The sequence below is a fragment of the Hymenobacter daecheongensis DSM 21074 genome (assembly GCF_900141805.1).
Lineage (GTDB): Bacteria > Bacteroidota > Bacteroidia > Cytophagales > Hymenobacteraceae > Hymenobacter > Hymenobacter daecheongensis.
Genome location: NZ_FQYN01000003.1, coordinates 24,792 through 50,851 on the forward strand (window position 1 = coordinate 24,792; position 26,060 = coordinate 50,851).

Here is a 26,060-nt window from a genome sequence, read left to right on the forward strand (position 1 = left end):
AAAGGCCAAATCTAGGGATTTTCAGCGGTTTTTGCGGCTTCGCCAACGCCGGCCGGCGCACCCGAAACCGGGGGCCGCACTTCGTAAAGATACAGGTGCCAGTACACGTTCCTAGCCGAAAACTCGCCCCGCACCACCAGCCCGCTCCGCGTCGGCGCTGCCAGCCGCGCCGCCGACAACACGTAACGCCCGCCCAGCCGCTGAAAAGCCGCAGCATCGAACGCGAAATCCTGCACTACGCGGTTCTGAAACGCCCCCACGCGGAAATCCTTGCCCAGCTCACTCGAAAACAGGTAGCAGCGGTTGCCCCAGGCATCGAAATACGGCCGCAGCAGCGGGCTTTTGGCCATCTCGCCGGCAATGATGGGGCGAAACCGGTGCTTGTATTCGATGGGGTAATTATTCTGGTAGCTGTCGAGGGTGTAGAAATCGTTGAGTTGGGCAATACCGGGCGGGAAGCCCAGGCAGGCCACGCGGTAAGCAGCTGGCTCCTGGCCTGTTTGCTGCCGGATGCGCTGCTGCACATGCCCAAACAGCGCGGGGGCCACGTAGGCCGTGTAGTTGGGCTCGGTGGGCTTGGGCCGGCCGGCCAGCTCGCGCAGGTTGTTCAGCCATTCGGTATTCATGCTCAGGCCAGTGAGCAGATGCGCTGCCACCAGCGCCATGCGCAGCCGGCCCGCCGGCAGCAGCCGCAGACTCAGGGCCAGCACGATAAACCATAACAACGGCGTGAGAAAGTGAAACCGGCTCAGATTGAACGTGCGCAGCAGCGGCAGATTATCCTGCACCAACTCAATGAACTGCGGATAGAAGCCGCAAAATATGGCCAGCACCACCAGCACGCCCAGCAAAGCGCCCAATTGCCGACGCGCAGCCGGCGACCCGGCCCGCAAGCCCCAGACGGCCACCACCGCCAGCAGCACCGCCGCCCGAAAAAACCGGCTGGCGTGGTACTGCCCCATGAAAAAGTACTGCGCCGTGCTTTTCAGCCCTGCCCCGAAACCGGGCATAGTCAGCTGAGACAGGTCAAATTCGAGACGGTGCGACGTAAACTGCTTCGCCACCAGCAGCGAGAAAAACAGCGGATATTCAACCACCAGATACATGAGCGTGAGCAACGCCAGTCCGCCCACGGCCCGCCAGGCTACGCCCCTCCCCTGCCCCCAGTCCAGCAGCAGCAGCGCCGCCCCGGCCGCTAGGGCAAAGGGCCCCACGAACACGAACATCGACCACAGCGGAAACGCGGCCATGATGGCCCAGTCCGTCCAGCGGGCCGGGCCGCGGCGCAGGTTCAGGAAGGCCAGCAGCAGCCAGGGCTGACCCAGTATACTGAGGCCATAGATGGTGTAGGCGGGCAGCACGGCCCAGGCCAGGGCCAGCGCCGCGGCCAGCCGGCGCTGGCTTGCCTCGGGCAGAAAGTGGCGGCGCAGCAGCACATACAGGCCCAGCAGGCCCAGCAGCCGCACCAGCGCCTGATGCATGAGGTAGGCTGGCAGCGGCTCCAGCAGCCCGAACACGAGCACCGTGGCGCTCAGGCCGGGCCGCAGGGCATTGCGCGGTAGCCCGTTCATAATCGGGGCCACCACCGCCGTGGGCCGGTAGTCCAGCGCCACGTGGTGGCGGGTGAGCAGGTACGGGATGGTCAGCTCCACGTCCAGATTATCATCAATCTGGACGTAGCTGCGCTCCTGCAATAGCAGGAAGGGCAGCAGAAACAGCAGCAGGCCCAGCAGCGCCCCGGCTAAGGGCGTGCGCAGGCGGGAAACAACAGGCATGGGAAAGCAGAATCGGGAGCGGGCAAAAGTACGGGTTCCGGCTTTGCGGTGGTAGCAGCGCTACTACCACACGGCCGTCATTCCGAGCGAAGCCGAGGAATCTCGCGGGCTGCCGGCGGAGTGGCAACTGTCATCCTGAGCAACGCGAAGGACCTCTACCACTTCGCCCTAATAGCATTGCAACGAAGCAGTCAAGGTCCTTCGCGTTGCTCAGGATGACAGTAACTTTGGCTACACTCGTTAGCTACGCGGATGGAAGTCGGTAATGATCTGCTTGAGGTAGTCCCGGTCGAGGTGAGTGTAGATTTCGGTGGTCGTGATGCTTTCGTGGCCCAGCATCTCCTGCACCGCCCGCAGGTCGGCCCCACCCTCGATGAGGTGGGTGGCAAAGCTGTGGCGGAAGGTGTGCGGGCTGATGGTTTTGCGGATACCGGCCTGCGCGGCCAATGCTTTGATGATGGTGAAAACCATCACCCGCGAAAGCCCGGTGCCGCGCCGGTTCAGAAACACGGTATCCTCGGCGCCGCGCTGAATATCCAGGTGGCAGCGCACACCGCTGATGTAGAAGCCGATGTGCTTCAGCGCGTCGCGGCCTATGGGCACCAGGCGCTCCTTATTGCCCTTGCCGGTCACGCGCACGAAGCCCTGGTCAGCGTAGAGGTTCGACAGCTTCAGCGTAATCAACTCACTCACGCGCAGCCCCGAGGAATAGAGCGTTTCGAGCATGGCGCGGTTGCGGGTGCCCTCGTTGGTGCTCATATCAATGGCTTCCAGCAGCTGCGTTATTTCGTCGTAGCTGAGTGTATCGGGCAGCTTGCGGCCGGTTTTGGGGGCTTCGAGCGTGTCGGTGGGGTCCAGCGTGAGCAGGTCTTCCATAATCATGAAGCTATAGAAGGCCTTGATGCCCGACAGCGTGCGGGCCTGTGAGGTGGCGCTCAGGCCCAATTCGCCCAGCCAGGCCAGAAAATCGCGCAGGATGCGGGTGGTCACCTGGGCCGGACTGGCGGGCAGCTTCGAGAGTTCCAGGTACTGGCGCAGCTTGGATATGTCGCGCGAGTAGGCCTCCACGGAGTTGGCCGACAGGGATTTTTCGAGCTGCAGGTAGCCTTCAAACTGGCGGATGCTGGTATTCCAGGTGGACATGGGGCTTGGGGCTTGGAGGACATGGGGGCTTGGGGCCGTAAAGGTACACGTCTGTCATCCTGAGCTTGCGAAGGACCTTATCACGCCTGAGCAAATCGTTGTTATGCTAAACGTTCAACTGGCATAAGGTCCTTCGCTCTGCTCAGGAAGCCAGACGTGTACCTTTATGCCCCTCTAGTCCCTCCAACCAAGCTCCCACATGAAAATTCTGATCCTGAACGGCCCCAACCTCAACCTGCTCGGGCAGCGCGAGCCGGGCATCTACGGCACCCGCAGCTTCGACGACTACCTGCCCGACCTGCGCGCCGCTTTTCCCGATTTCACCCTCGACTATTTCCAGAGCAACCACGAAGGCCAGCTCATCGACAAGCTCCACGAAGTCGGCTTCAGCTACCACGGCATCGTGCTCAATGCCGGCGGCTACACCCATACCAGCGTAGCCCTGGCCGATGCCGTAGCTGCCATTCATACGCCCGTGGTGGAAGTGCACCTGAGCAACCTGCACGCCCGCGAGGAATTCCGCCAGAAAAGCCTGCTCGGCAAAAACTGCGTGGGCAGCATCAGCGGCTTCAAGCTGGATAGCTACCGCTTGGCATTGCAGTATTTTGAAGGGCTAAAGCCAAAGCGGGTGGGGTTTAAGGTGTAAGTGGTGAGATGGTGAAATAGAGAGATGGTGAGTTTGATGTTCAATCCGCACAAATGGCGCAGGTGGCACAATCAGAATATCAAACTCACCATCTCACTATTTCACCAACTCACCTTCCCTACCTTTGCGGCTCCTAATCTGACTTTCCGCACCTATGTATACATTCAACCCTGGCCCATCGGCAGTGTACCCGGCCGTGCGCGGCTACCTGCAGGATGCCTTCGATGAGGGCTGGCTCTCGGCTCCGCACCGCGGCGAGCGGTTCACGGGCCTGCTGCGCCAGACCGTGGCCGACATGAAGGCCAAGCTCAACATTCCGCAGGACTACAGCATCTACTTCCTCAGCTCGGCCACCGAGTGCTGGGAAGTGCTGGCCCAGAGCCTGACGCCCACCAAAAGCTTCCACCTCTACAGCGGGGCTTTCGGCGAAAAGTGGTTTGAATACGCCAAAGCCCTGCGCCCTGCCTCCACCGGCCAGCAATTCGGCGTCGATGAGGTGCCCGAAATCTACACCCTGCCCCTGCCCGACGCCGACGGCGACACGGACCTGGTCTGCATCACCCAGAACGAGACTTCCAACGCCACCCAGCTGCGCGACGGCTTCATTCTGAACTTATATAACCGCCTCGGCAACGCCCTGCTGGCCGTGGATGCCACCTCGTCGCTGGCCGGTATTCAGCTCAAATACATCAAGGCTGATATCTGGTTTGGCTCGGTGCAGAAATGCTTCGGGCTGCCGGCCGGCCTGGGTATCATGGTGTTGTCGCCGCGGGCAGTGGCGCGGTTTCGGAGCATCAATGAGCGCAGCCACTACAATTCGCTCACGGCCCAGTACGAGAAGATGCTCAACTTCCAGACCACGCACACGCCCAACGTGCTCGGCATCTACCTGCTCAGCCGCGTGCTGCAGGATCGGGAGCCCATCAAAACGGTGCACCAGCATCTGCAGGACCGCGCCGCCAAGCTCTACGAGTATTTCGACCAGGCCACCCAGCTCACGCCGCTGGTAACGAACCCCGAAACCCGCTCCACCACCGTCATTGCCCTCCAGGGCCCGCCCCCGCTGATCGACGAAATCAAGCGCCGCGCCCTGGCCCAGGGCCTGCATCTGGGCAACGGCTATGGCACCTGGAAAGCCAACACGCTGCGCATCGCCAACTTCCCCGCCATCCCCGACGCCGCCTACGAGCAACTGGTCCAGTTCTTCGCCCGCGAGTTCGCCTGAGCGAAGCGGTGAGATAGTGAAATGGTGAGATGGTGAGTTTGATGTTTAATCTGCGCCACTTGCGCAAAACGCGCCACCAGAACCTAAAACTCACCATCTCACCATTTCACCATCTCACTATATGTTCAGCCTCAAGGAAATATTCTCCGTCACGCTCACGCTGTTTGCCGTGATTGATATTCTGGGCTCCATCCCGATTATCATCCAGATCCGGCAGCGGGAGGGCAAGATTCATTCCGAGAAGGCCACGCTGGTGGCCGGAGTGCTGATGGTGGTATTTCTGTTTCTGGGGCAGAGCATTCTGAGTTTGTTTGGGGTCGATTATCAGTCGTTTGCGCTGGCGGGGGCCGTTATTATCTTCCTCATTGGCATGGAAATGATCCTGGGCGTGGAGCTGTTTAAGCACAACCCCGTGGCGGCGTCGGGCTCCATCGTGCCGCTGGCTTTCCCGCTCATCGTGGGGGCCGGCACCATGACCACGCTGCTTTCCCTGCGAGCCGCCTACTCGCTGCCCAACGTGCTGGTAGGCATCGGCCTGAACCTGGTCTTCGTGTTCCTCGTGCTCAAAAGCTCGGCCTGGATTGAGCGCAAGCTGGGCAAAGCCGGCGAAGACATCCTGCGCCGCGTGTTCGGCGTGATTCTGCTGGCCATTGCTATTAAGCTGTTTAAGAGCAATTTCTGAATAAATGTGCTAATGTGGCTTAATGTGCTGATGTGCTAATGCTTTGTCAAACGTCTCATTAGCACATCAGCACATTAACACATCTGCACATTAACTCCCATGATCCATTTATACACCGACGGCTCCTCGCGCGGCAACCCCGGCCCGGGCGGCTACGGCACCATTCTGCGCTACGGCCCCCACGAAAAGGAAATTACCCAGGGCTTCCGCCTCACCACCAACAACCGTATGGAGTTGCTGGCTATCATCGTGGGCCTGGAGGCCGTGACGCGCCCCGAAATACCGATTACCGTCGTCACCGACTCGAAGTACGTGGTCGATTCGGTGGAGAAAAAGTGGGTGTTTGGCTGGGTGAAAAAGCCCGACTTCGGCAAGAAAGCCAACGAAGACCTGTGGCGGCGCTTCCTGAAAATATATGAGCAGCGCAAAGTGCGCTTCCAGTGGGTGCGCGGCCACAACGGCCACCCCGAAAATGAGCGGTGCGACCAACTGGCCGTCGGCAGCGCCCTGCGCGGCCCCCTGCTCATCGACGAAGGCTACGAGCTGATTGAGTCCCGGCGCACCGCGTAGCGCTTTCCTACCCGATGGCCAATTCCTACTTTCAGTTCAAGCACTTCCGCATCGAGCAGGGCAGCTGCGCCATGAAAGTATGCACCGATGCCTGCGTGCTGGGTGCCGCCGCCGACCTGACCGGCACGGCCCGCCTGCTGGATATCGGCACGGGCACCGGCCTACTGGCCCTGATGGCCGCCCAACGCAACCCCGCCGCCATCATCGAAGCCGTAGAGTTGGACCCGGCCGCCGCCGCCCAGGCTGCCGCCAATGCCGCCGCCAGCCCTTGGGCCGACCGCATCCGCATTCAGGCCCAAAGCCTGGCCCACTACGCCGCCACCCATCCCGCGCCCTTCGACCACATTCTCTGCAACCCGCCTTTTTTCCGCCACTCCCTCCTTTCGCCCGATGCGGCCCGCACCACCGCCCGCCACACCAGCCCCGATACGCTGAGCTTCGCTGAGTTGGCCGACTTTGCCGCCCGCTTCCTTGCGCCCAGCGGCCAGCTCACGGTGCTCCTGCCGCCTCCCGAAATGCTGCATTTTGAGCGCAAAGCCGCCTTAGCGGGCCTGTTTCTCCACTCCCAGCTTGTGGTGCGGCACCGGCCGGGCAGCAAAATACTGCGCCACATCAGCAGCTTCGGGCACCAGCCGCAGCCCAGGCAGGTTCAGGAGCTGGCCATCCACGAAGCGGCTTCCGAGGCCTATTCGGCTGAGTTCCGGGCGCTGCTACAGGATTTTTACCTGGCCTTCTGAAGCCCGCCAGGCACTGTAGCCCGAAGCGGGGAACGGATTTCCGCGCTTCGGGGTGCCCTCAGCCTACTGTAGCGGCTGTTCCTGCTCCACAAACACGATTCTGTAGTCCGCCGCCAGCTCGGCCAGAATCGGCTCGTACAAGTCCGCCTGCGTCGGAATGACGACACCGCGCTGGGCGACCTGGCCCCGCGCCAGCCGCCGCACGGCCATAGCCACCGGCAGGCCCACGGTTTTAGCCATAGCGGTGTGCGTAGCATCATCGCCGAGCACTACCAGCGAGGAAGTGCGCTGCCGCCATTGGCCATCCAGCTCGAAATCAAACAGATGCTGCATCACAATCATGTCGTGGTCGCCAGACTGCAGGGCCCATTTTTCGGTTAGCAGGTGCTCCAGCAGCTGCGCGGGCGTGGCATCGGGCTGGCCCACGGGCGTATCCGTAAATAGGCCCAGCCAGTGCAGCCGCTGCATTTCGGGCCCGTCGGCCGCAAGGCCCAAGTAGGCCGCGAAACGCAGAGGCAGGCTGGTTTCAGCATCTGCTACCGGCAAATAAGCTTCAATCAGCTGCGCCCAGGTCATGTCGGCGGCATTGCCGAGCTGCACCGAGTCGTCGGTAAGGCCCAGGCGCACTAGGGCCTGCCAGGCGGCGCAGTAGCCGGGGCGGCGCAGGGTGCCGCGCAAAATGGTCGGGATGTTATCGAGGCCGTAGGGGGCGCGGTAGCTGAGCGAGTCGCGGTTGGCATAGCCCTCAAACTGCCCGTAGCCGGGCACCTCCAGCGTGGCGAGGCGACCAAAGAGCTGCTGATAGGGAATGAAGCGCGGGTGGCCGTTTTCCAGGTATTTGGCCGTGCTCTGGCCCGCCAATACTACGTTGCGCGGGTTCCAGGTAAACTTATACCGCCACGGATTATCGCCCTCCGAATCCGGCGCCATCAGCCCGCCGCAATACGATTTGAACGAGGTCAGCCGCCCGCCCCGCGCCCGGATGTGGCCCAGCGCCTGCATCGCCGACATATGGTCGAGGCCGGGGTCCAGGCCGCATTCCATCAGAATGAGCACACCCGCCGCCCGCGCCTCGGCATCCAGCCCCCGGATTTCGTCGCTCACGTAGCTGGCCGTAACGAGGTGGCGGCCGTGGCGCACGCAGGCCCGCGCCACCGGCCCATGAAACAGCGCCGGCAGCATCGAAATAACAATGTCAGCCGCGAGCACCAACTCATCCAGCCGTTCGGGCTGCTGAATGTCGAATGGCACGGCGCGGGCGTAGGCGCTGTGGGCGGCCAGCATCGGCAGCAGGTGGGCCGGGTTCACATCGGCCACCGTGAGTTGCCAGCCCTCGGTGGGCGCGTGCTGCAACAGGTAGGTAATCAGGGAAGAAGCCGAGCGGCCGGCACCGAGGAGCAGAATGCGGGACATGTTTGGAATGAGCAAGGAGCAGTTATCAATGAGCAACCAGATGCTCTTGATAATCGGGGTGGGAAGGAGGAAGAGGAATTTCCGTCAATAATCGGCAAAAAAACCTACTCCCACCGGCCCCGCGGCATTTCGGCGGCGAGAAGTGCGGCGGCTTGTTCTTTGTTGATTGATAATTGTAGTACATTCACCGCCCCTTCTTCCCACGGGGCCGCCATTCGGCTCCGGCATTTGTTCCTTTCATTCCCCGATGGCCCATCCGCTCCATCTGACCATCACCGTAGAGGTGCTGGATTCCGAAGCCGAACTCACTCCCGCCGAAGCAACCGTCTGGCAACAGGCCCGCGCCGCCACCGACCACTCCTACGCGCCTTACTCCCACTTTCACGTCGGAGCCGCGCTGCTGCTCGATGATGGCAGCGTATTCCGGGGCACCAACCAGGAAAACGCTGCGTACCCCTCCGGCCTCTGCGCCGAGCGCACCGCCCTGTTTGGCCTGGCCGTCAATCAGCCTGAGCGCCACATCCTGGGCATGGCCGTGGCGGCCCGCCCGGCTACCGGCCCGTTTGGCCCGGCTATGCCTTGCGGGGCCTGCCGCCAGGTGATGACGGAATACGAAAACCGCCAGGGCCGCGCCATTCCGCTGCTGCTGCCCGGCCCCAACGGCACCATCTACCGCTTCCGCTCCCTCGCCGATTTGCTCCCTTTCCAGTTCAACGCCGACGACCTGCCAAAGCGTTAAGTTCGCTTATCAGGGTGAAGACTGTCATTGCGAGGACGGAGGACGAAGCAATCCGTCCTCTAAAATGTGCTCAACTCCTTTTTAGCAGAAAGCCCTAACGTAGCACATACGTCAGGGCTTTTCGGTTTACAAAGCTTGGCTCATTGTCCAGAACGGATTGCTTCGTCCTGCGTTCTCGCAATGACAGAGTTACTCCCGCCGAATCAGCGTAGCGGCCCCCTGGGCCCCGGCCAAAACGGTAATTTCAGCGATATGCACGTTGGCCGGGCGCGTCACCATAAATTGAATTACCTCGGCAATATCCTCCGGCTTCAGCGGGTCGAAGCCTTCATAGACCTTCGCCGCCCGCGCCGCGTCGCCCTTGAAGCGCACCTGCGAGAATTCCGTTTCCACCGCTCCAGGGTTCACCTCCGCCACCCGGATGTGCAGCGGCAGCAAATCGATACGCATGGCCTTTGTCAGCGCCGCTACGGCCGCTTTCGAGGCGCAGTACACGTTGCCGTTGGCATACACTTCGTGCCCCGCAATGGAGCCAATGTTGATGATATGGCCCTTTTGGCGCTCCTTCATGCCCGGCAGCAGCGCATGGCTCACGTTCAGCAGGCCTTTCACATTGCTGTCCAGCATCAGGTCCCAGTCGTTTGGGTCGCCATCCTGAATTGGGGCCAGACCGTGCGCCCCACCCGCATTATTCACCAGCACGTCAATGGACTGAAACCCGGCGGGCAGGCTGTTCACGGCGGCTTCCACGGCGGCCCGGTCACGCACATCGAAGGTGAGGATGTGGACGGGCGTGGGGGCCAGCTGTTGGGCCAGCGCCTCCAGCCGCTCGCGCCGCCGCCCCGTGATAACCAGCTGAAAGCCGGAAGCGGCCAGAGCCACGGCCGTGGCGCGGCCAATGCCGGAAGAAGCTCCGGAAACAAAAGCGGTACGAGTCATATACGGTGCGAAACCAGCCAAGCGGCCGGCGCTATTCAATATTCAGATACAGCGTCACGGTGTTGCTTTTCAGGCTTTGCAGACTGCGGCTATACACGTCTTTGCCGGGTTGCAGCTGGTTGCTAAGGCCATGCGAAAAGCGCAACTCGGGGCCGAACTTGAACAAAGGATAGAACAAGTCCATGCCCACGCCATACTCAATGGCAAAGTCGCCGGAGGAAGCCCGCAGCAGGTTGCGGGCCGGGTCTTTGCGCCGATTGCCCACGCCCACGCTCGATTTGATGCCCCCAATCACGTACATCCGGGAGTTGCGGCGGCGGTCCGATTTGAACTTGAGCAGCAGCGGAAAGTCAATCTGCGTTCCGCCTATTTCCTGAGTCAGAATGGAGTCGGCGGGCGAGTAGCCGAACGGCTTGAACTCCACGCGCCGCGTCACGAAGCTGGCCCCCGGCGTGAAGCGCAGGTTGAAGTTATCGGCCAGCCGCACGTCGGCAATGAAGCCCACCGACAAGCCCGGACTAATGATGGAGTTGGCCGAGACGTTCCGGGCCTGCGTGTAGGTTGAGGATTGCTCAAGCTTGTAGCGCGAAAAGCTGGGCGCGATGTACATGCCCGGATGAAACCACTTGTCATCGTAGCCTGGCAGGTTGTCCACCGTAATGGACTTCACCTGACCTTTGCTGCCCTTGCTGGCGCGGCTTTTTTTCTGTGCCTGCGCCCCGAAGGACAGCCCGCAGGTTACCAGCGTCAGCAGGGCGACGCGGCCTATTTTTGCGCCGTGTAGATGGAGCTTATGCCAAATGTGAGGGGTTGCCATGCAGGATTTTTGAAGCCGACGTGTTGGAGAATGGCCAGAAAATCCGGCCCATCCGGAAAGGCCTGCACCGACTCGGGCAGGTACGTGTAAGCGGCGCGGTCCTTGGAAATCATCTTCCCGAATACCGGCAAAATTCGCTTAAAATAGAAGTTGTACGCCTGTTTCATCGGAAAAGCCGTGGGTTTGGAAAATTCCAGAATCACGACTTTGCCGCCCGGCCGCAGCACGCGGTGCATTTCCTTGAGGCCCTTCTGCAGGTTCTCGAAATTGCGCACGCCAAACGAGGCCGTCACCGCATCGAAGTGGTCATCAGGAAACGGCAGGTTTTCCGAGTCGCCCAGCTCCAGCTGAATCCGGTGCGTGAGGCCCTTGCTGGCCAACTTGCGCCGTCCCACCTCCAGCATCCCTTCCGAAATATCCACGCCCGTAACCTTCGTTTCGGGCGAGAGCCGCAGGCTCTCGATGGCGAAGTCGGCGGTGCCGGTGGCAATGTCCAGAATGCGGGCCGGCCGCAGCGCTGTCAGCTCACTCACGGCTTTGCGCCGCCAGTAAATATCGGTGCCGGCACTCAGAAAGTGGTTCAGGAAGTCATACTTGCCCGCGATGCTGTTGAACATCTGGGCAACCTGCGACTTCTTGCCGGCGGCATCATCTTTATAGGGAACTACGGACATACTTCTGAGGCGAAGAACGGAAAAACGAGAGCAGAATTGCCCAAACATAACGCCTGCTGGTGCATTATGTTAAAAAAAAACGGGCCGGGCACATTGCCCGACCCGTTTTGCACTATCCAACCAACGGGTTAGTCGTTGTCGGTCTTCACTTTGGTCTTCTCGCCGTTGGCATCCTTGGTCTTCGAGTCGATGGTCCCCTCTTTGGTTTTCGTCTTCGACTCTTCGCCCGTCGGGCCTTTGGCTTTCACCTTCACTTTGTCGCTGTCTTCGTCCACTTTGGTTTTCACCTTCGTGCCGTCGGCCAGCTTCACTTTGCTCTTGCCTGGCTGCAATGGTGCGGCCGTAGCGGGAGCTGCTGGGGCAGAAGCTGCTGGCTTCATCACCGGCATAGTGTCGCCTTCCTTCAAGATCGGGCGGAACTCCACGCGGCGGTTGAGCTGCATGTTCTCCGGCGAATCGTTCGTGGCATCCGGACGACGCTCACCGTAGCTCACCGTTACCATCCGGGTTTCGGCAACGCCGTTCTTCTTGAGGTAGTTGTAAGCAGCATCCGCACGGTTCTGACCCAGCACCATGTTGTACTCGTCCGTGTTGCGGCTGTCGCAATGGCCCTCAATCGAGATGTTCAGCCCTGGATTCGCCTTCAGAATACCGCTGATGTTGTTCAGCTCCCGAATCGACTCCGGCCGCAGCTTGTACTTGTCCGTATCGAAGTAGATCTTCTTGAAGGCCGTCATGCCTTGGCTCGTGGTATCAATGTAATCCACGTAGAAGTTCTTCTCAATGACGGTCGAGTCATTGGTCGAAATCGGCACGGCAAACTCTTCGGTCGTGATGTTCTTGCTGTCTTTCGACACGGCCACCTGGTACGTACGGCCCGAAAGCACACTCACCTGATAGTCGCCCGTTACGGGCTTGGTCACGTCGCGGTAGCTCAGCGCCGTCTTGTCGGCCTGCGTGCCGTTGAACACCAACTCCACACCCGGAATAACGGTGCTGTCGCGCTTGGTGAACACCTTGCCGCGGATAATGGCGTTCTTGATGTAGTTGATGGTGTAGATGTCCTTCTCACCGTAGCCGCCAATGCGGTAGCTCGACAGGTAAGCGTAGCTGCCATCCGGGCTCAAACGGTAGTAGGTGTCATCATCGGGCGTGTTGATGGGGTAGCCCATGTTCTCGGGCGTGCCCCACTTGCGGCCAATCTCATCATACTCCGACTTGAAGATGTCGTAGCCGCCCATCGTGTTGTGGCCCCGCGAGCTGAAGTACATCGTCTTGCCGTCTTTGCTCAGGTACGGGCTGTCGTCGTCGAATTTGGTGTTGATGGTAGTACCCACCGACTTAGGCTCGCCCCAGTCGCCGCCGGCCTGGCGGGTGGCGTAGTAGATATCCAGCGTGTTGTCTTCCGAAAACTTGCTCGTCGAGAAGTAGATCGTCAGGCCATCGGGCGTGATGAAGGCATCCGACTCGAAGCCTTTCGAGTTGATGTTGTTGTTCAGCTTCTTGGGAGCCGTCCAGTCGCCGCCGGCTTTCTCCGAGTAGAAGATGTCGCCGTTCTCGTCCTGACGATACATCAGCATCTTCTGGTCGTTGTCGAACACCTGAATCGAAGCATCGTGGCCTTTGCCGTTGAGCACGCCGCTCAGTGAGCGGGGCTTTTCCCAGTTCTCGTCGTCGATACGCTTGGCTTCGAACACATCCTCAAAGTACTCACCATCGGAAGCGATGTTGCCTTTGTCGGTGCTGTTGGTGTTGCCGGCCCCGGTCACGTTTTCACCGCGCGAGGTGAACAGCAGCAGCTTATCATCAGCCGAGATAACCGGGCTGTGCTCCGAGAAGCTGGTGTTGATGGTCGGGCCCAGGTTCTTCACGAAGATATCCTTGGGGCTGTTGAACTGCACCTTAGCGTTCTTGCTGTGCTGAATCAACTGTGCCAGCGCACCTTTGCGGGTGTCCTTCTTCTTCAGCGTGGCATTGTACGCCTGGAAGTGCGAGATGGCCTCGTCGAAGTTGTAGTTCAGGTGGTCTACCCGGCCCAGCCAATACTCCACGTCCTTGGCCACTTTCGGCTTCAGGCGCTGTGCCTTATAAATGTAGTCGCTGGCTTTCTCCTTATCAAAGGACATGTAGGCAATGCCGGCGCGGAACAATGCCAGTGCATTGTTGGGCTCTTTAGCCAGTACCTGCTCATAGAAAGGAATTGCGGCCCGATAGTTCTCTTGCTCAAAGTACTTGTTTGCAGTCTTAAGCTGCTTGCGGCTGCTCTGGGCCAGGGCAGGCTGAGCCACGGCCGCGGCGAGAGCGAAGGCGCAAGAGGCTTTCAATAACCTTCTGACTAAGTTGTCCATTGTAGGAGGGGTTTGGGAATAAGGAGTTGCAGGGAGGTTTCGCAGAAACAGCGGCCACCCGTTGCGGCTGCTATTTTTTTAAGAGTTGCCTCTTATACTGAAAACCTGTTCCAGGGTTAAGCCAGCCAGCTTTTTTTTCCGAGCATAAGCGCTCAAAAAGCAAGTTCGACAGGTGACTAAGCGGAACCCTATGCGTTGGGGAACAAGGTAAGTTGCGGGCAAAGATAGAAATTTTATAATACGACCTTTGCCACATCCAATTGGAAAAAAACTTTATTTAATCTGCTTTTACACTGATTCCGGACTTGCAATTCCGTTTCTCAGCAGGTTGCAAACCGCGCAAATATAATCGTGCTTTATAAACTACAAGGGTTTTATAAGAAAATTTATGATTCGGGTGCCCCGGCGTATTCCGCTACCTTTGCGCCCGTACCTGGCTTTTCCCCTATGATTATCCGCGAAGCAAAATTTCTGATGAGCAACTCGCGGGTGGACCAATGTCCGCCGCCGACGCTGCCCGAATACGCCTTCATTGGCCGTTCGAACGTGGGCAAGTCGTCGCTCATCAATATGCTGACGGGACAGAAAGGGCTGGCCAAAACTTCCTCGCTGCCCGGCAAAACGCAGCTTATTAACCATTTCTTAATTAACGACGCGTGGTATCTGGTCGATTTGCCCGGCTACGGCTACGCCAAAGTAAGTAAGGACTCGCGGGCCGCCTGGCTCAAGATGATTAACTACTATATGCGTCGGCGCGAAAATCTGGCCTGCGTATTCGTGTTGATTGACTCGCGGCACGAGCCGCAGAAGCCGGATCTGGATTTTATGGAAATGCTGGGGACGGAAGGCGTGCCGTTTGTGCTGGTTTTCACCAAAACTGATAAGCTTTCCGGCTCGCGGGCCCAGCAGAATATCGTCTCGTATCTGCAGAAGATGAGCGAAAGCTGGGACGAGCTTCCCCGGCACTTTATTACCTCGGCCGAGGAAAAAACCGGCCGCGACGAAGTGCTTGCCTTTATAGAAGAGGTGAACCGCCAACTGGCTCAAACGGCGGATAATGCGTAGATTGGCCCCGTAATTGCCAAGCCCGCAACGGCAACTTTCTTTCCATTTTTCCCTCCTCTTTCCTTTCCGGTTTTTCCATGAAGAAAATCACGTTTGCGCTGGCCCTGGCCCTGCTGGCCGGATCTGCTCCGGCTTTCGCGCAAAAGACTAAAGTGAAAATCAAGGGCGATGCGCCCGCGCCTACTCTGGAAGCCCCCGAGGCTTCCGAAGCGCCCACGCAGACGGCCCCGGCCGCGCCCGGCCACGCGGGCAAAGTAGTGCCGGTGGCAGAATATTACGAGGGCGGCCAGGAGGCCATGTATGAGTTCATCGAGAAGGAGCTGAAATACCCCATCATGGCCCGCCGCAACCGGATCCAGGGCACTTGCATCGTGAGCTTCACGCTGAATACAGACGGGACAATGTCGGGCATTAAGCTGGTGAAAAACGTGGGCGGCGGCTGCGGCGAAGAAGCATTGCGCATTGTGCGGCTGCTCAAGTTCCGCAAGCCCGATTACGCCATTCTCACCAGCCTGCCCATCTCCTTCAAGCTGCCGGCTCCGGGCCAGGCGGCTGCCGCCGAATAACGTCGCATTTTTTACCCAACTGCTTTTTCTATGCCCTACGACCTGAAGGAAATTGCTGCCATCAGCGGAATGCCTGGTCTCTACCGCCTTGTGAGCCCTACGCGGGCCGGCGTCATTGTCGAATCGCTCACCGAGAACGGCAAGCGTTCCGTGGCTTCGGCCCGCAATAAGGTGTCGCTGCTGCACGAAATTTCCATCTATACCCAGGACTACGATCAGACGGTGCCCCTGACGGAGGTGTTTGACCGGATTCACCAGAAATTCGGCACCGAGCTGGCCGTGACCAACAAGTCGGATGACCGGGACTTGGCCGCTTTCATGGGCGACATCATCCCGGATTACGACCGGAGCCGGGTGTACATGTCGGATATCAAGAAACTGGTTTCGTGGTACAAAGCCGTGAGCAGCCGCCTGGAGTACACCGCCCCCATGGCGGAGGAAACCGCTGCTCCGGCCACCGAGGCCCCGGCTACCGAGGAAGCCAAGCCCAAGGCCAAGAAGAAAACGGCCAAGACGGACGATGCCCCGGCGGCTGATGAAGCCTTGAGCACGGCTGGCATTATTCCGGCCAAGCAGGAGTCAACCAAGCCAATCAATCCGGAAATTACGGAGGAGAAGCCCGCGAAGAAGGGCAAGAAGAAGTCGGAGTAATTCGTCGGATACTACACACAAAAAAGGCCACCTGCTAAGCGGGTGGCCTTTTCTGTGTGTAACTCAGCGTTGCTATTTCAGGGCCGCAGCGGTGGCCGCCTCATACTCGCGGGCCATAAATTCTTCGGCCTTCTCTACCAGCTCCGTGGAGCCGATGAAAAGCGGGCAGCGCTCGTGCATCCCTTTGGGTTCTAGCTCCATGGTGCGGGTGCGGCCGTCGCTGGACTTGCCGCCGGCCTGCTCCACGATGAAAGCCAGCGCGTTGCACTCGTACATCAGGCGCAGCTTGCCGTTGGGAGCCTTCTTGGTGGCCGGGTAGATATATATGCCGCCTTTGAGCAGGTTACGGTGAAAATCGGCGACCAGGGAACCGATGTAGCGGGCCGAGTAGCCCTGCTGCTTGCAATGGTCTACGTAGGCCGTCATGGCCTCGGAGAATTCGTTGGAGTTCCCTTCGTTGAGGGAGTAGATAGCGCCGGTTTTGGGCGTGGTGATCTGGGGGTGCGAGAGGAAAAACTCGCCCAGCGAAGGCTCGTAGGTGAAGCCATTCACCCCGTTGCCGGTGGTGTACACCATCATGGTGCTGGAACCATATATTACGTAGCCGGCGGCCACCTGATGAGTGCCGGTTTGCAGGCAATCCTGCTCGTTGCCTTCGTTGCCGGTGGGCGAAACGCGCCGGTAGATGCTGAAAATGGTGCCGATGCTGACGTTCACATCGATGTTGGAAGAGCCGTCGAGCGGGTCGATGGCCACCACGTACTTACCCTGCACGTTGCCGGTCTGAATCATCTCCTCGTCTTCTTCGGAAATGATGGTGCATACCTCGCCGCCGTTGCGCAGGGCTCGGATGAAGCGAATGTTGGCAATGACGTCCAGCTTCTGCTGCTCCTCGCCCTGCACGTTGCGGTTGCCATAGGCTCCGGCAATGTCGATGAGGCCGGAGCGGTTGATTTCGCGGTTCACGATCTTAGTTGCCAGGGCAATGTCGCGCAGCAATTGGGAAAGCTCGCCGGTGGCGTAGGGGAAGTCTTCCTGCTTCCGCATAATGAAGCGGTCGAGGGTGGTACCGACGGGCAGGGCCAGTTTGTTATGATCCATAAGGGGTGGGAAAATGAGCAGTGAGTCTGGCCTACAAAACTAAGCTTTTTCGCCACATCTGCCGCTGGCTGCCTACTTTTGGCCCATGCAGCAACAGCACGCTCTGAAGGTTTATAAGTTTGGCGGGGCCTCGGTGAAGGATGCCGCCGCCATCCGCAATCTGGTCGAAATCGTGCGCGGGCACGCCGCCGATAGTCAGCTGCTCATCGTGGTTTCGGCGATGGGCAAAACCACCAACGCGCTGGAAGACATCTTCCAGCGGGCGCACGCCGGCACCGCCTATGCCGAGCCCCTGGCCGTGCTGCAGGCGTTTCACGAACAGGTAGCCCAGGAGCTTTTCGCTGATGAAACTCCGCCTGCCGCCGTAGCCAGCGCCCCGGCCACGCCCACGCTCGACCACCTTTTTGCGCAGCTGCACGGCCAGCTGGCCCGCGTGGTGCCCCACGACGACTACGACCGGCAGTATGACCAGATTGTGAGCTTCGGGGAGCTGCTGGCCACGGCTGTGGTGGCGTGGGCGCTGCAGGCCCAGTGGCTCGACTGCCGCCCGCTGCTGCGCACCGATGCCACCTGGCGCGAAGGTCGCCTCGACTGGCCCCTCACCGAGCAGCAGGTGCTTGCCACCGTGCCCCCGCTCCTGCTGCGCGGTCCCGTAGTAACGCAGGGCTTTGTAGGCGGCACCGCCGATGGCGTGACCACCACGCTCGGCCGCGAGGGCTCCGACTATACGGCCGCCATTTTTGCTTATTGCCTGCAGGCTGAGTCGGTTACGATCTGGAAAGACGTGGCGGGGCTGCTCAATGCCGACCCCAAGTTCTTTGCCGACCCGGTACGCTACCCCGAAATCAGCTACCAGGAAACCATTGAAATGGCGTACTACGGCGCGTCGGTCATTCACCCCAAAACCATTAAGCCGCTGGCCGTGCGGCGCATTCCGCTGTTCGTGAAGTCGTTTCTGGACCCGGCGGCCGAGGGCACGCGCATCGGCGACTGCCGGCACGGACTGCTGGCCCCGGCGTTTATCCGCAAAAACGGGCAGTGCCTGATTTCCTTCGAGTCGAAGGACCTCACGTTTATTTCGGAGGAGAACCTGGAGGTGATTTTCGGGGCGCTGGCCCAGGCCCGGCTCAAGATCAACATGATGCAGAACTCGGCCATTTCCTTTTCCGTCTGCACCGATTTTGGGGCGTACCGGCTAGATAAGCTGCTCGATCAGCTCCGCGACCAGTTCACCATTCACTACAATACGGGCCTGGAGCTGTACACTATTAAGAACTACGACGCAGCCAGCATCGGGCGGCTGACGGCGGGCCGGGAGGTGCTACTGGAGCAGCGCACCCGCCAGACGCTGCAGGTGGTATGCCGGGGCGGCAGCGAGTTCATTCGCTAATGAGTCCGGTATTCAGGCAAGCTGCCTGACGCACTATCGGCTTTAGCAAATCACAATTTAACTTGCTTATATTCTGGGTTTTAAAGTATGTATCATCAATCGATAATACAGGTAAACAATCACACAAGATAGGGGCTGTAAATCGGGAAAAACGCAAGAATTTACCCGGCCGCTGAAAACCTTTTTGGGCTGGGTTTCCTTCTAGCGTTACCTTTGTGGAGAATCATTCTTACCTGTGCAGCCAGTTTTCGAGTCTTCCTTTCAACCCCAGGCGGCCGATGTGAGCCCCGACGCGCTGCGTGAGCGGCTGGCCCGGAAAGGCTTGCGGGCCACCCGGCAGCGCCTCGCGATTCTGGAGAGCCTGCTGCTGCTGCCGGGCCACCCCACGGCGGAGCAGGTGCACCGCCGCGTGCGGCCCGACTACCCTACTATTTCGCTCGGCACGGTGTATAAGGCGCTGGACAGCTTTGTAGCCACTGGCCTGGTGCGGCGCGTGGCCGCCGCCGAGGGCCACTCCCGCCGCTTCGATGCCGACTGCTCGGCCCACCACCACCTGCACTGCACCGATACCCAGGAAATCATCGACTACTGCGACCCGCGGCTCGATGCGCTGATTCAGGAGTTTTTTGCGGCGCGGGGCCTGCCCGGATTTCGTCCCGAAACCTTTTCGCTCCACATTACCGGCACCAAAACCCGGGAATCCTGAGGCCGCCGGTTTTGGCTGCGCCGCCCGATTCCTGACTTTCCGCTTTTTATATCACCCTTTTTCACTTTTTACTTTTTCAACATGGCAGTTCTCGTTGGCAAGCGTGCTCCTTCTTTCAAGGCTACGGCCGTAATCGATAGCGAATTCGAAGAGGATTTCTCCCTCGACCGCTACCTGGGCAAGAAGCACGTTATCTTTTACTTCTACCCCGCCGACTTCACCTTCGTTTGCCCCACCGAAATCATTGCTTTTCAGGAGCGTCTGGCTGATTTTGAGGCCAAAGGCGTGGCAATTGTGGGGTGCTCTACCGATACGCATTTCTCCCACTTTGCCTGGCTGCAGACGCCCCGCGACAACGGCGGCATTCAGGGCGTGACGTACCCGCTGGTGGCCGATGCGACCAAAACCATTGCTTCCAACTACGACGTACTCGGCGGCCACTACGACTACAACGAAGCCGGTGAAATGACCTTCGTGGGCTCGCCCCTCGCCTACCGTGGCCTGTTTCTGATCGACAAAGACGGCATCGTACGCCACCAGGTGGTAAACGACGGCCCGCTAGGTCGCAGCATCGATGAGGCCATGCGCATGGTGGACGCCCTGCAGTACTTCGAGGCCAAAGGCGAGGTGTGCCCCGCCAACTGGGAGGAAGGCAAAGAGGCCATGCAGGCTACCCGCGAAGGCGTGGCGGCTTACCTCGGCAATCAGGCTGCTCACTAAGCAGGCTGTATAGCCTGACAATCAGGCTTTACAAGGCATCATCTAAAAGCGCCCCGGCCAGTTGGCCGGGGCGCTTTTCGTTTGCCGGCTGGCAAACCCCTATTTTTGCCCGCTCAGCGGGGTCTACTCTGAGCCCGGCGACTACCAACTACTCAAGCGTTGCTCTTCCTTTATACCATCGGTCTTTGGCTCTACGCGCTGCTGCTGCGGCTGGCGGCACCCTTCGTGCCCAAAGCGGCCCAGTGGACCAATGGCCGGCGCGGGCTGCTGGCGCATATCCAGCAGGCGCTGCAGGCCGAAACCGCGCCGCGGGTGTGGTTTCACTGCGCCTCGCTGGGCGAGTTTGAGCAGGGCCGGCCGCTGCTGGAAGTGTATCGGCAGCAGTATCCGCAGCACAAAATCGTGCTGACCTTTTTCTCGCCTTCGGGCTACGAAATCCGCAAAGACTGGCCGGGGGCCGACTATATCTTTTACCTGCCATTGGATACGGCCGCCAATACCGGGGCTTTTCTGGACGCGGTGCAGCCCCGGCTGGCCGTGTTTGTGAAGTACGAGTTCTGGTATTACTTCCTCACCGGGCTGCACCGCCGCCAAGTGCCCACTATCTGCGTGTCGGCCATTTTCCGGCCCGATCAGGTCTTTTTTAAGCCCTGGGGGGGCCTTTTTCGCCGGATGCTGGGTTGCTTCACCCACATTTTCACCCAGAACGAGGCCTCAACGGCGCTGCTGCGGCAGCTTGGCATCCGGCAGGTCAGCACCGCCGGCGATACGCGCTTCGATACGGTGGTGGCCACGGCCGCCGCGCCCCCGAAGGCGCTGCCGATTCTCACCGCTTTCGGCGCCGACGGCACGCCGGTGCTGGTGGTGGGCAGCAGCTGGCCCGAAGACATTACGATGCTCACGCCCGCCCTGCAGGCGCTGGCCCCCGCGGCGCTACGGGTGCTGGTGGCTCCGCACGAGCTGCACGAAACCGGGCTGCGGCAGGTGGAGGCGCTATTGCCGGGCCAGGTGCTGCGCTACTCTCAGGCTACGCCCGAAACCGCCGCCACGGCCCGCATTCTGCTGATTGACTCCATCGGACTGCTGCGCGAGTTGTACCGCTACGGCACGCTGGGCTACGTGGGCGGCGCGTTTGGCAAGGGCCTGCACAATACGCTGGAAGCCGCCGTATTTGGCCTGCCGCTGCTGTTTGGGCCGAATTATCATAAATTTCAGGAAGCCAAAGACCTGATCCAGCTCGGCGGGGCCGACGCAGTGAAGGATGCGGAGGAGCTGGAAACCGCGCTGAAATTCCTGGTGTACAACCCCGAGCAGCGCCAGCCCATCGTGGAAAAAAACCGCCGCTACGTGCTGACCCAGGCCGGGGCTACGGCCAAGATCATGCGTTGGCTTGACGGTGAGTTGTCATTGCGAGCAGCGCGAAGCAATCCGTCCTGAGCAATAAAGAAAGCCCTTCTGACCCACAAAGCCCTGATGTGCGCCAGCCAGGGGCTTTCTGGGTGAACAGGGCTTTGTACATTTGAGAGGACGGATTGCTTCGTCGTGCCTCCTCGCAATGACAGGTCACCATCTCACTATTTCACCAGTTCACATTCATGACCGGCATCGTTGTTAAATCTACTGGCTCGTGGTATCTCGTGCGGGAAACGGCTACGGGGGTGCTGCACCGCTGCCGGCTGCGGGGCAAGTTCAAGCATCAGGGGCTAAAGGTGAGCAACCCGCTGGCCGTGGGCGACCAAGTGGATTTCACGGTGGAGGAGCAGACTGAGGGCGCGGGCGTGATTCACCACATCGAGCCGCGCCGCAACTACATCATCCGCCGCTCGGTGCACAAGAGTGAGCACGCCCACATCGTGGCGGCCAACCTGGATCTGGCGCTGCTGGTGGTCACGCTGGTGTCGCCGGCCACGTCGTTCGGGTTCATCGACCGGTTCCTGGTCACGGCCGAGGCCTACCAGATTCCGGTGCGCCTCATCTTCAACAAGGTGGACCTGTATGACGAGGAACTGGCCGGCTACCAGGAGCAAATTCTGAAGATGTACCGCCGCACCGGCTACGAGGGTCTGCGCTGCTCGGCGCACACCGGCGAGGGGCTGGCCGAAATCGATGCGCTGCTGGAGGGCAAGGTTACGCTGCTTTCGGGGCATTCGGGGGTGGGCAAAAGCACCCTCATCAACGCCCTGGTGCCCGATCTGGACATCAAAACCGCCGAAATCAGCCAGTTTTCCGACAAAGGCGTGCATACTACCACCTTCGCCGAGATGCTGGAAGTGCGCCCCGGCACCTATATTATTGATACGCCCGGCATCAAGGAGCTGGGGCTCGTAGACATTCCGGCGGCCGAGCTGGCCCACTATTTCCCCGAAATGCGGGCCTTGCTGAATCAGTGCCGCTACCACAACTGCCAGCACATCCACGAGCCCGACTGCGCCGTGCGCGAAGCCGTGGACAAAGGCAAAATAGCTCTACCCCGCTACGACAGCTACCTGAGTATGCTGGCCGGCCAGGACAACCGGCACTAAGCAGTGAGTGGTGAGTAGTGAGTAGTGAGAGGCAAACTCGAATAGCCGCAGCGCGGCGGCAGGTTTGTAGCAATAAGCAGGAATGAAGAACAAAGCCGCGTAGCGGTGACAGAACCGTTCGAACGATTCTGTCACCGCTACGCGGCTTTTTCCTTTTGCCTTTTCGGATTACTACAAACCTGCCGCCGCGCGGAGGCCCTGCCGATTGGAATAGGTTGGCCACATCAGCACGCTGCAGCCGTTTGGGCTTCGCCCCTATAGCGTTTGCCGGTATTTATCCCGCGTGGCTGGCAGGGTTTGGGAGAGGCGCTGCAGCTTTTCTTCCAGCTCGCGGGCGGCCAGGGCGCACACGGCTTCTATCTTGGCGAAGGCGGCCAGCACTTGGGCGCGGGTTTCCTCGCCGGCGGCCTCGGTTTCGTCGTTGGCAATGAGGATGACGGCCAGCGCCTGCAGGTCTTTGGCAATGTCCTCAAACCGCAGGTTGATGCCCATGGTGGCAAACGTGGGAATGATGGAGTGCGTGGCCGCTTTCAGAGCGCTCCACTCATTTTCCGCAATAGCTTTTTTCATGGTCTGCACCAGCTGCGGAATCTCCTGCAAATACAGATAAATCATTTCGGCCATGCGGGCATCGCTCTTGGTGATGCGGCGCAGGTAGTCGAAGTTGACGCAGGTAAGCGGCTCTTCGGGCAAGCTTTCCACCAAATCCGGCGCGGCTTCCTTTTCGTAATCGGCGCTTTTCAGGTACTTGATGATCTTGCTGTAGAGCAGCTTATCGTCGATGGGCTTGGATATGTAGTCGTTCATGCCCACGGCTTTGCACTTCTCCACATCCACGGTGGTCACGTCGGCGGTGAGGGCAATGATGGGCACCGTGAGCCGGAGCTGGGTGCGGATGTATTCGGTGGCCTCGAAGCCGTTCATCTCGGGCATCTGCAGGTCCATCAGCACAATATCGTAGCGGGTGGTGCGCAGCTTTTCCACGGCAATGCGGCCATTGCCGGCCACTTCCATCTCGAAGCCGAAGTCTTCGAGCAGCGTCTTCATCAGCAGCTGATTCAGGGCAATGTCTTCCACCACCAGAATCTTCACGTCTTTGAAGCCGGTTTCCAGCTCAATGTTGAGGTTATCATCCGCGCTGGCCTTTTCCAGGGTTTTGGCAAAGCTCAGAATGAAGCTGAACGTGGAGCCCACGCCTACCTTGCTTTTCACCGTGATGGTGCCGCCCTGGGGCTCCACCAGGTTTTTCACGATGGCCAGCCCCAGGCCCGTGCCGCCATACAGCCGCGAGGTGCCGCTGGTAGCCTGCTGAAAATTGTCGAACACAGTGCCCAGCTTGGCCTCCTCGATGCCGATGCCGGTATCGGTGATGGCAAACTCCAGAATCACCTTCTCCTTATCCTGCACCAGCAGGCGCACGCCCACCGTGATGCTGCCTTCGCTGGTAAACTTAACCGCGTTGCTGACCAGGTTCAGAATGATCTGGTGCAGGCGCACCGGGTCGCCCACCAGCACCTCCGGAATCCGGTCGTCGTACTCCATCACCAGCTCCAGGTTCCGCTCCTGAATCTTGGTTTCGAACAGGTGCACCATGGCCGAAACCGAGGCCGAGAGCTTGAACGGAATCTGCTCAAACGTCATCTTGCCCGCGTCTACTTTGGCCAGGTCCAGAATGTCGTTTATCAGCACAATCAGCGTATCGCCGCTGAGCTTGATGGCGGTCAGGTATTCCTGCTGCTTTTCCGTCAGGTCCGTTTTCAGCACCACCTTTGTGAAGCCGATGATGGCGTTCATGGGCGTGCGGATTTCGTGGCTCATATTGCTCAGAAACTGCTGCTTGGCCTTCACCGCGTCTTCGGCAATGCCGGTGGCGGTTTCGGCTTTGGCCTGGGCTTCCTCGGCCCGCACGGTGGCCAGCTCGGCCGCTATCTTGGCCTCGTTCAGCTCGGTGGCAATGCGCTTCTGGTCCGTCACGTCGCGGGCCACAATCACCACGCCCAGCACGTGGCCCTCGTCGTTTTTGTACACCGAGCCGTTGAACAGCACGTCGGTCAGCTTGCCGTCCTTGTGGCGCAGCGTGAGGGGCGAATCGGCTACGGTGCCCTTGGCAAACACCTCCTGGTACACCTCGCGGGCCATCTGCGGCTCGGTGAAATAGGCGAAGAAGTCGGACCCGATCAGCTGCTCCCGCTCGATGCCGGTGATGTACACCGTGGCCATGTTCATGTCCGTAATCTTGCCCTCGGGGCTGATGGTTACCAGCGGGTCGCGGCTGGCCTCAATCAGGCCGCGGGCGTAGTTGGCAATGCGCAGCTCGGCCGCCCGCTTGATTTTCTCGTCGTTCTGAAACGCCAGCTCCTTGTTGGCAATCACCAGCTCGGCGGCCCGCTTTTCCTTCTCGTCGTTCTGAAAAGCCAGCTCAATGTTGGCAATACTCAGTTCAGCCGCCCGCTTTTCCTTCTCGTCATTTTGAAAGGCCAGCTCCGTGTTGGCCACGCTCAGCTCAGCGGCTCTTTTCTCCTTCTCGTCATTCTGAAAAGCCAGCTCGGTGTTGGCGATGCTCAGCTCCTGAGCGCGCTTTTCCTTCTCATCGTTCTGGAAAGCCAACTCCTCGTTAGCAATGCCCAACTCGGCAGCCCGCTTTTCCTTCTCATCATTCTGAAAAGCCAGCTCCTCGTTGGCAATGCTCAGCTCCTGCGCCCGCTTCTCCTTTTCGTTGTTCTGAAAGGCCAGCTCGGTGTTGGCGATGCTCAGCTCGGCCGCCCGTTTTTCCTTCTCGTCATTTTGAAAAGCCAGCTCCGTATTGGCAATGCTCAATTCCTGGGCCCTCTTCTCCTTCTCATCGTTCTGAAACGCCAGCTCTTTGTTGGCAATGCTCAGCTCGGCGGCGCGCTTTTCTTTCTCGTCATTTTGGAAAGCCAGCTCGGTATTCGCCACGCTCAGCTCCTGGGCGCGCTTTTCCTTCTCATTGTTCTGGAAAGCCAGCTCTTTGTTGGCGATGCTCAGCTCCTGAGCGCGCTTCTCTTTCTCGTCGTTTTGGAACGCCAATTCCTCATTGGCAATGCCCAGCTCAGCAGCCCGCTTTTCCTTCTCGTCATTCTGAAAAGCCAGCTCCTCATTGGCAATGCTGAGCTCGTCGGCGCGCTTTTCCTTTTCGTTGTGCTGAAAGGCCAGCTCCTTGTTGGCGATGCCCAGCTCGGTGGCCCAGTTTTTCTCCGCAATTTCCCGCGCTACAATCACCGCGCCCAGCACGTTGCCGTGGTCGTCCTTGTTCACGGTGCCATCAAACAGCACCTTCGTGAGCGTGCAATTGGTGTGGCGCAGGGTGCAGGGCACGTTGGTAACCGCGCCCGTGGCCAGCACCTCGCGGTAGGTTTTGCGCACCTGCTTCTCCTCCGTGAAGTAGGCGAAGAAATCGGAGCCGAGCAGGGCCTCACGCTCCACGCCCGTAATTTTTACCGCCGCCTCGTTGGTATCCAGAATGATACCGCGCGGGTCAACGGTGACTACTAAATCCTGACTGGCTTCAATGAGCCGCCGATACCGGTTCTCGCTTTCCTTCATGGGTAGTGCTGCTGCCCTTCAAGGCGAGTTTTCAGTGGGGTGAATGGGTGGCCGGGGCCGGGGTAAG

At 59.7% G+C, this 26,060-nt stretch carries 23 protein-coding genes; 14 read left to right on the forward strand and 9 right to left on the reverse strand.

Translation table 11 applies throughout. The features are described from left to right. Positions 1 to 11: 11 nt before the first annotated feature. Entirely contained in the window at positions 12 to 1,775 is a 1,764-nt protein-coding gene (locus BUB62_RS05810; RefSeq protein ID WP_073107433.1) for a DUF6044 family protein, read from the reverse strand. 240 nt (positions 1,776 to 2,015) lie between these two features. After that, positions 2,016 to 2,918 carry a site-specific tyrosine recombinase XerD gene (xerD, locus tag BUB62_RS05815; RefSeq protein WP_073107435.1) on the reverse strand — a complete coding sequence of 301 codons (903 nt, stop codon included), beginning with the start codon at positions 2,916 to 2,918 and terminating at the stop codon, positions 2,016 to 2,018. Between the two features lie 199 nt (positions 2,919 to 3,117). On the opposite strand from xerD, the gene aroQ reads away from it, so the two are divergent. The 5 genes from aroQ to BUB62_RS05840 all read left to right on the forward strand — a co-directional run bounded on the left by aroQ (position 3,118) and on the right by BUB62_RS05840 (position 6,778). Beyond that, the gene (gene aroQ / locus BUB62_RS05820; protein ID WP_073107436.1) at positions 3,118 to 3,564 is read left to right on the forward strand and encodes a type II 3-dehydroquinate dehydratase; all 447 of its coding nucleotides are present in this window, start codon (positions 3,118 to 3,120) and stop codon (positions 3,562 to 3,564) included. Between the two features lie 154 nt (positions 3,565 to 3,718). Further along, entirely contained in the window at positions 3,719 to 4,789 is a 1,071-nt protein-coding gene (locus BUB62_RS05825) for an aminotransferase class V-fold PLP-dependent enzyme (RefSeq protein WP_073107438.1), read from the forward strand. A 121-nt stretch (positions 4,790 to 4,910) separates the two neighbouring features. After that, entirely contained in the window at positions 4,911 to 5,471 is a 561-nt protein-coding gene (locus tag BUB62_RS05830) for a MarC family protein (protein ID WP_073107440.1), read from the forward strand. Between the two features lie 99 nt (positions 5,472 to 5,570). Continuing rightward, complete coding sequence (gene rnhA / locus BUB62_RS05835) at positions 5,571 to 6,041, forward strand: ribonuclease HI (protein WP_073107441.1); 471 nt, start codon at positions 5,571 to 5,573, stop codon at positions 6,039 to 6,041. A 14-nt stretch (positions 6,042 to 6,055) separates the two neighbouring features. Beyond that, on the forward strand, positions 6,056 to 6,778 hold the full coding sequence (locus BUB62_RS05840; protein ID WP_073107443.1) for a tRNA1(Val) (adenine(37)-N6)-methyltransferase: 723 nt from the start codon (positions 6,056 to 6,058) through the stop codon (positions 6,776 to 6,778). A 63-nt stretch (positions 6,779 to 6,841) separates the two neighbouring features. Here BUB62_RS05840 and BUB62_RS05845 read toward each other — a convergent pair whose 3' ends face one another. After that, positions 6,842 to 8,191, reverse strand: a complete 1,350-nt coding sequence (locus BUB62_RS05845; protein WP_073108473.1) for a saccharopine dehydrogenase family protein — start codon at positions 8,189 to 8,191, stop codon at positions 6,842 to 6,844. Between the two features lie 247 nt (positions 8,192 to 8,438). On the opposite strand from BUB62_RS05845, the gene cdd reads away from it, so the two are divergent. Further along, the gene (cdd, locus tag BUB62_RS05850; RefSeq protein ID WP_073107445.1) at positions 8,439 to 8,930 is read left to right on the forward strand and encodes a cytidine deaminase; all 492 of its coding nucleotides are present in this window, start codon (positions 8,439 to 8,441) and stop codon (positions 8,928 to 8,930) included. A 189-nt stretch (positions 8,931 to 9,119) separates the two neighbouring features. On the opposite strand, the gene BUB62_RS05855 is transcribed toward cdd, so the two are convergent. From BUB62_RS05855 to BUB62_RS05870, 4 genes are all read right to left on the reverse strand, one after another. Beyond that, complete coding sequence (locus BUB62_RS05855; RefSeq protein ID WP_073107446.1) at positions 9,120 to 9,869, reverse strand: SDR family NAD(P)-dependent oxidoreductase; 750 nt, start codon at positions 9,867 to 9,869, stop codon at positions 9,120 to 9,122. Between the two features lie 31 nt (positions 9,870 to 9,900). Beyond that, on the reverse strand, positions 9,901 to 10,686 hold the full coding sequence (gene porT, locus BUB62_RS05860) for a type IX secretion/gliding motility protein PorT/SprT (RefSeq protein ID WP_073107449.1): 786 nt from the start codon (positions 10,684 to 10,686) through the stop codon (positions 9,901 to 9,903). Then, positions 10,635 to 11,360: a bifunctional demethylmenaquinone methyltransferase/2-methoxy-6-polyprenyl-1,4-benzoquinol methylase UbiE gene (gene ubiE / locus BUB62_RS05865; protein WP_073107451.1), complete on the reverse strand. Its 726-nt coding sequence runs from the start codon at positions 11,358 to 11,360 to the stop codon at positions 10,635 to 10,637. Before ubiE ends, porT begins: the two co-directional genes overlap by 52 nt. Positions 11,361 to 11,488: 128 nt before the next feature. After that, positions 11,489 to 13,684, reverse strand: a complete 2,196-nt coding sequence (locus tag BUB62_RS05870) for an OmpA family protein (RefSeq protein WP_234988637.1) — start codon at positions 13,682 to 13,684, stop codon at positions 11,489 to 11,491. Between the two features lie 471 nt (positions 13,685 to 14,155). Between BUB62_RS05870 and yihA the strand changes: the two genes are divergently transcribed. The 3 genes from yihA to BUB62_RS05885 all read left to right on the forward strand — a co-directional run bounded on the left by yihA (position 14,156) and on the right by BUB62_RS05885 (position 15,990). Further along, positions 14,156 to 14,773: a ribosome biogenesis GTP-binding protein YihA/YsxC gene (yihA, locus tag BUB62_RS05875; protein ID WP_073107452.1), complete on the forward strand. Its 618-nt coding sequence runs from the start codon at positions 14,156 to 14,158 to the stop codon at positions 14,771 to 14,773. A 77-nt stretch (positions 14,774 to 14,850) separates the two neighbouring features. Continuing rightward, positions 14,851 to 15,339 carry an energy transducer TonB gene (locus BUB62_RS05880; RefSeq protein ID WP_084538861.1) on the forward strand — a complete coding sequence of 163 codons (489 nt, stop codon included), beginning with the start codon at positions 14,851 to 14,853 and terminating at the stop codon, positions 15,337 to 15,339. Positions 15,340 to 15,369: 30 nt separating this feature from the next. After that, the gene (locus BUB62_RS05885) at positions 15,370 to 15,990 is read left to right on the forward strand and encodes a DUF5606 family protein (protein ID WP_073107454.1); all 621 of its coding nucleotides are present in this window, start codon (positions 15,370 to 15,372) and stop codon (positions 15,988 to 15,990) included. A 72-nt stretch (positions 15,991 to 16,062) separates the two neighbouring features. Here BUB62_RS05885 and fbp read toward each other — a convergent pair whose 3' ends face one another. After that, complete coding sequence (fbp, locus tag BUB62_RS05890) at positions 16,063 to 17,091, reverse strand: class 1 fructose-bisphosphatase (protein ID WP_073107456.1); 1,029 nt, start codon at positions 17,089 to 17,091, stop codon at positions 16,063 to 16,065. 85 nt (positions 17,092 to 17,176) lie between these two features. Here fbp and BUB62_RS05895 point away from each other — a divergent pair, with 85 nt between their 5' ends. The 5 genes from BUB62_RS05895 (at position 17,177) to rsgA (ending at position 22,429) form a co-directional block, all read left to right on the forward strand. Beyond that, complete coding sequence (locus BUB62_RS05895; RefSeq protein WP_084538862.1) at positions 17,177 to 18,481, forward strand: aspartate kinase; 1,305 nt, start codon at positions 17,177 to 17,179, stop codon at positions 18,479 to 18,481. 235 nt (positions 18,482 to 18,716) lie between these two features. Further along, positions 18,717 to 19,187 (forward strand): Fur family transcriptional regulator, encoded by a 471-nt coding sequence (locus BUB62_RS05900; RefSeq protein ID WP_084538863.1) that lies wholly within the window; start codon positions 18,717 to 18,719, stop codon positions 19,185 to 19,187. A gap of 81 nt (positions 19,188 to 19,268) precedes the next feature. Further along, positions 19,269 to 19,907 carry a peroxiredoxin gene (locus tag BUB62_RS05905; protein ID WP_073107457.1) on the forward strand — a complete coding sequence of 213 codons (639 nt, stop codon included), beginning with the start codon at positions 19,269 to 19,271 and terminating at the stop codon, positions 19,905 to 19,907. Positions 19,908 to 20,066: 159 nt separating this feature from the next. Then, a complete protein-coding gene (locus tag BUB62_RS05910) occupies positions 20,067 to 21,344 on the forward strand; it encodes a 3-deoxy-D-manno-octulosonic acid transferase (protein WP_073107460.1) in 1,278 nt (425 codons plus the stop codon). Between the two features lie 158 nt (positions 21,345 to 21,502). Then, entirely contained in the window at positions 21,503 to 22,429 is a 927-nt protein-coding gene (gene rsgA / locus BUB62_RS05915) for a ribosome small subunit-dependent GTPase A (protein WP_073107461.1), read from the forward strand. Between the two features lie 255 nt (positions 22,430 to 22,684). Here the strand turns inward: rsgA and BUB62_RS05920 are convergent, their stop codons facing one another. Next, positions 22,685 to 25,993: a PAS domain S-box protein gene (locus tag BUB62_RS05920; protein ID WP_073107463.1), complete on the reverse strand. Its 3,309-nt coding sequence runs from the start codon at positions 25,991 to 25,993 to the stop codon at positions 22,685 to 22,687. Positions 25,994 to 26,060: the final 67 nt, after the last annotated feature.

Bases quoted from the DNA above. Each gene is read 5' to 3' on its own strand.
- BUB62_RS05810 (WP_073107433.1), bottom strand. From the start codon at position 1,775: ATGCCTGTTGTTTCCCGCCTGCGCACGCCCTTAGCCGGGGCGCTGCTG.
- xerD (WP_073107435.1), bottom strand. From the start codon at position 2,918: ATGTCCACCTGGAATACCAGCATCCGCCAGTTTGAAGGCTACCTGCAG.
- aroQ (WP_073107436.1), top strand. From the start codon at position 3,118: ATGAAAATTCTGATCCTGAACGGCCCCAACCTCAACCTGCTCGGGCAG.
- BUB62_RS05825 (WP_073107438.1), top strand. From the start codon at position 3,719: ATGTATACATTCAACCCTGGCCCATCGGCAGTGTACCCGGCCGTGCGC.
- BUB62_RS05830 (WP_073107440.1), top strand. From the start codon at position 4,911: ATGTTCAGCCTCAAGGAAATATTCTCCGTCACGCTCACGCTGTTTGCC.
- rnhA (WP_073107441.1), top strand. From the start codon at position 5,571: ATGATCCATTTATACACCGACGGCTCCTCGCGCGGCAACCCCGGCCCG.
- BUB62_RS05840 (WP_073107443.1), top strand. From the start codon at position 6,056: ATGGCCAATTCCTACTTTCAGTTCAAGCACTTCCGCATCGAGCAGGGC.
- BUB62_RS05845 (WP_073108473.1), bottom strand. From the start codon at position 8,191: ATGTCCCGCATTCTGCTCCTCGGTGCCGGCCGCTCGGCTTCTTCCCTG.
- cdd (WP_073107445.1), top strand. From the start codon at position 8,439: ATGGCCCATCCGCTCCATCTGACCATCACCGTAGAGGTGCTGGATTCC.
- BUB62_RS05855 (WP_073107446.1), bottom strand. From the start codon at position 9,869: ATGACTCGTACCGCTTTTGTTTCCGGAGCTTCTTCCGGCATTGGCCGC.
- porT (WP_073107449.1), bottom strand. From the start codon at position 10,686: ATGGCAACCCCTCACATTTGGCATAAGCTCCATCTACACGGCGCAAAA.
- ubiE (WP_073107451.1), bottom strand. From the start codon at position 11,360: ATGTCCGTAGTTCCCTATAAAGATGATGCCGCCGGCAAGAAGTCGCAG.
- yihA (WP_073107452.1), top strand. From the start codon at position 14,156: ATGATTATCCGCGAAGCAAAATTTCTGATGAGCAACTCGCGGGTGGAC.
- BUB62_RS05880 (WP_084538861.1), top strand. From the start codon at position 14,851: ATGAAGAAAATCACGTTTGCGCTGGCCCTGGCCCTGCTGGCCGGATCT.
- BUB62_RS05885 (WP_073107454.1), top strand. From the start codon at position 15,370: ATGCCCTACGACCTGAAGGAAATTGCTGCCATCAGCGGAATGCCTGGT.
- fbp (WP_073107456.1), bottom strand. From the start codon at position 17,091: ATGGATCATAACAAACTGGCCCTGCCCGTCGGTACCACCCTCGACCGC.
- BUB62_RS05895 (WP_084538862.1), top strand. From the start codon at position 17,177: ATGCAGCAACAGCACGCTCTGAAGGTTTATAAGTTTGGCGGGGCCTCG.
- BUB62_RS05905 (WP_073107457.1), top strand. From the start codon at position 19,269: ATGGCAGTTCTCGTTGGCAAGCGTGCTCCTTCTTTCAAGGCTACGGCC.
- rsgA (WP_073107461.1), top strand. From the start codon at position 21,503: ATGACCGGCATCGTTGTTAAATCTACTGGCTCGTGGTATCTCGTGCGG.
- BUB62_RS05920 (WP_073107463.1), bottom strand. From the start codon at position 25,993: ATGAAGGAAAGCGAGAACCGGTATCGGCGGCTCATTGAAGCCAGTCAG.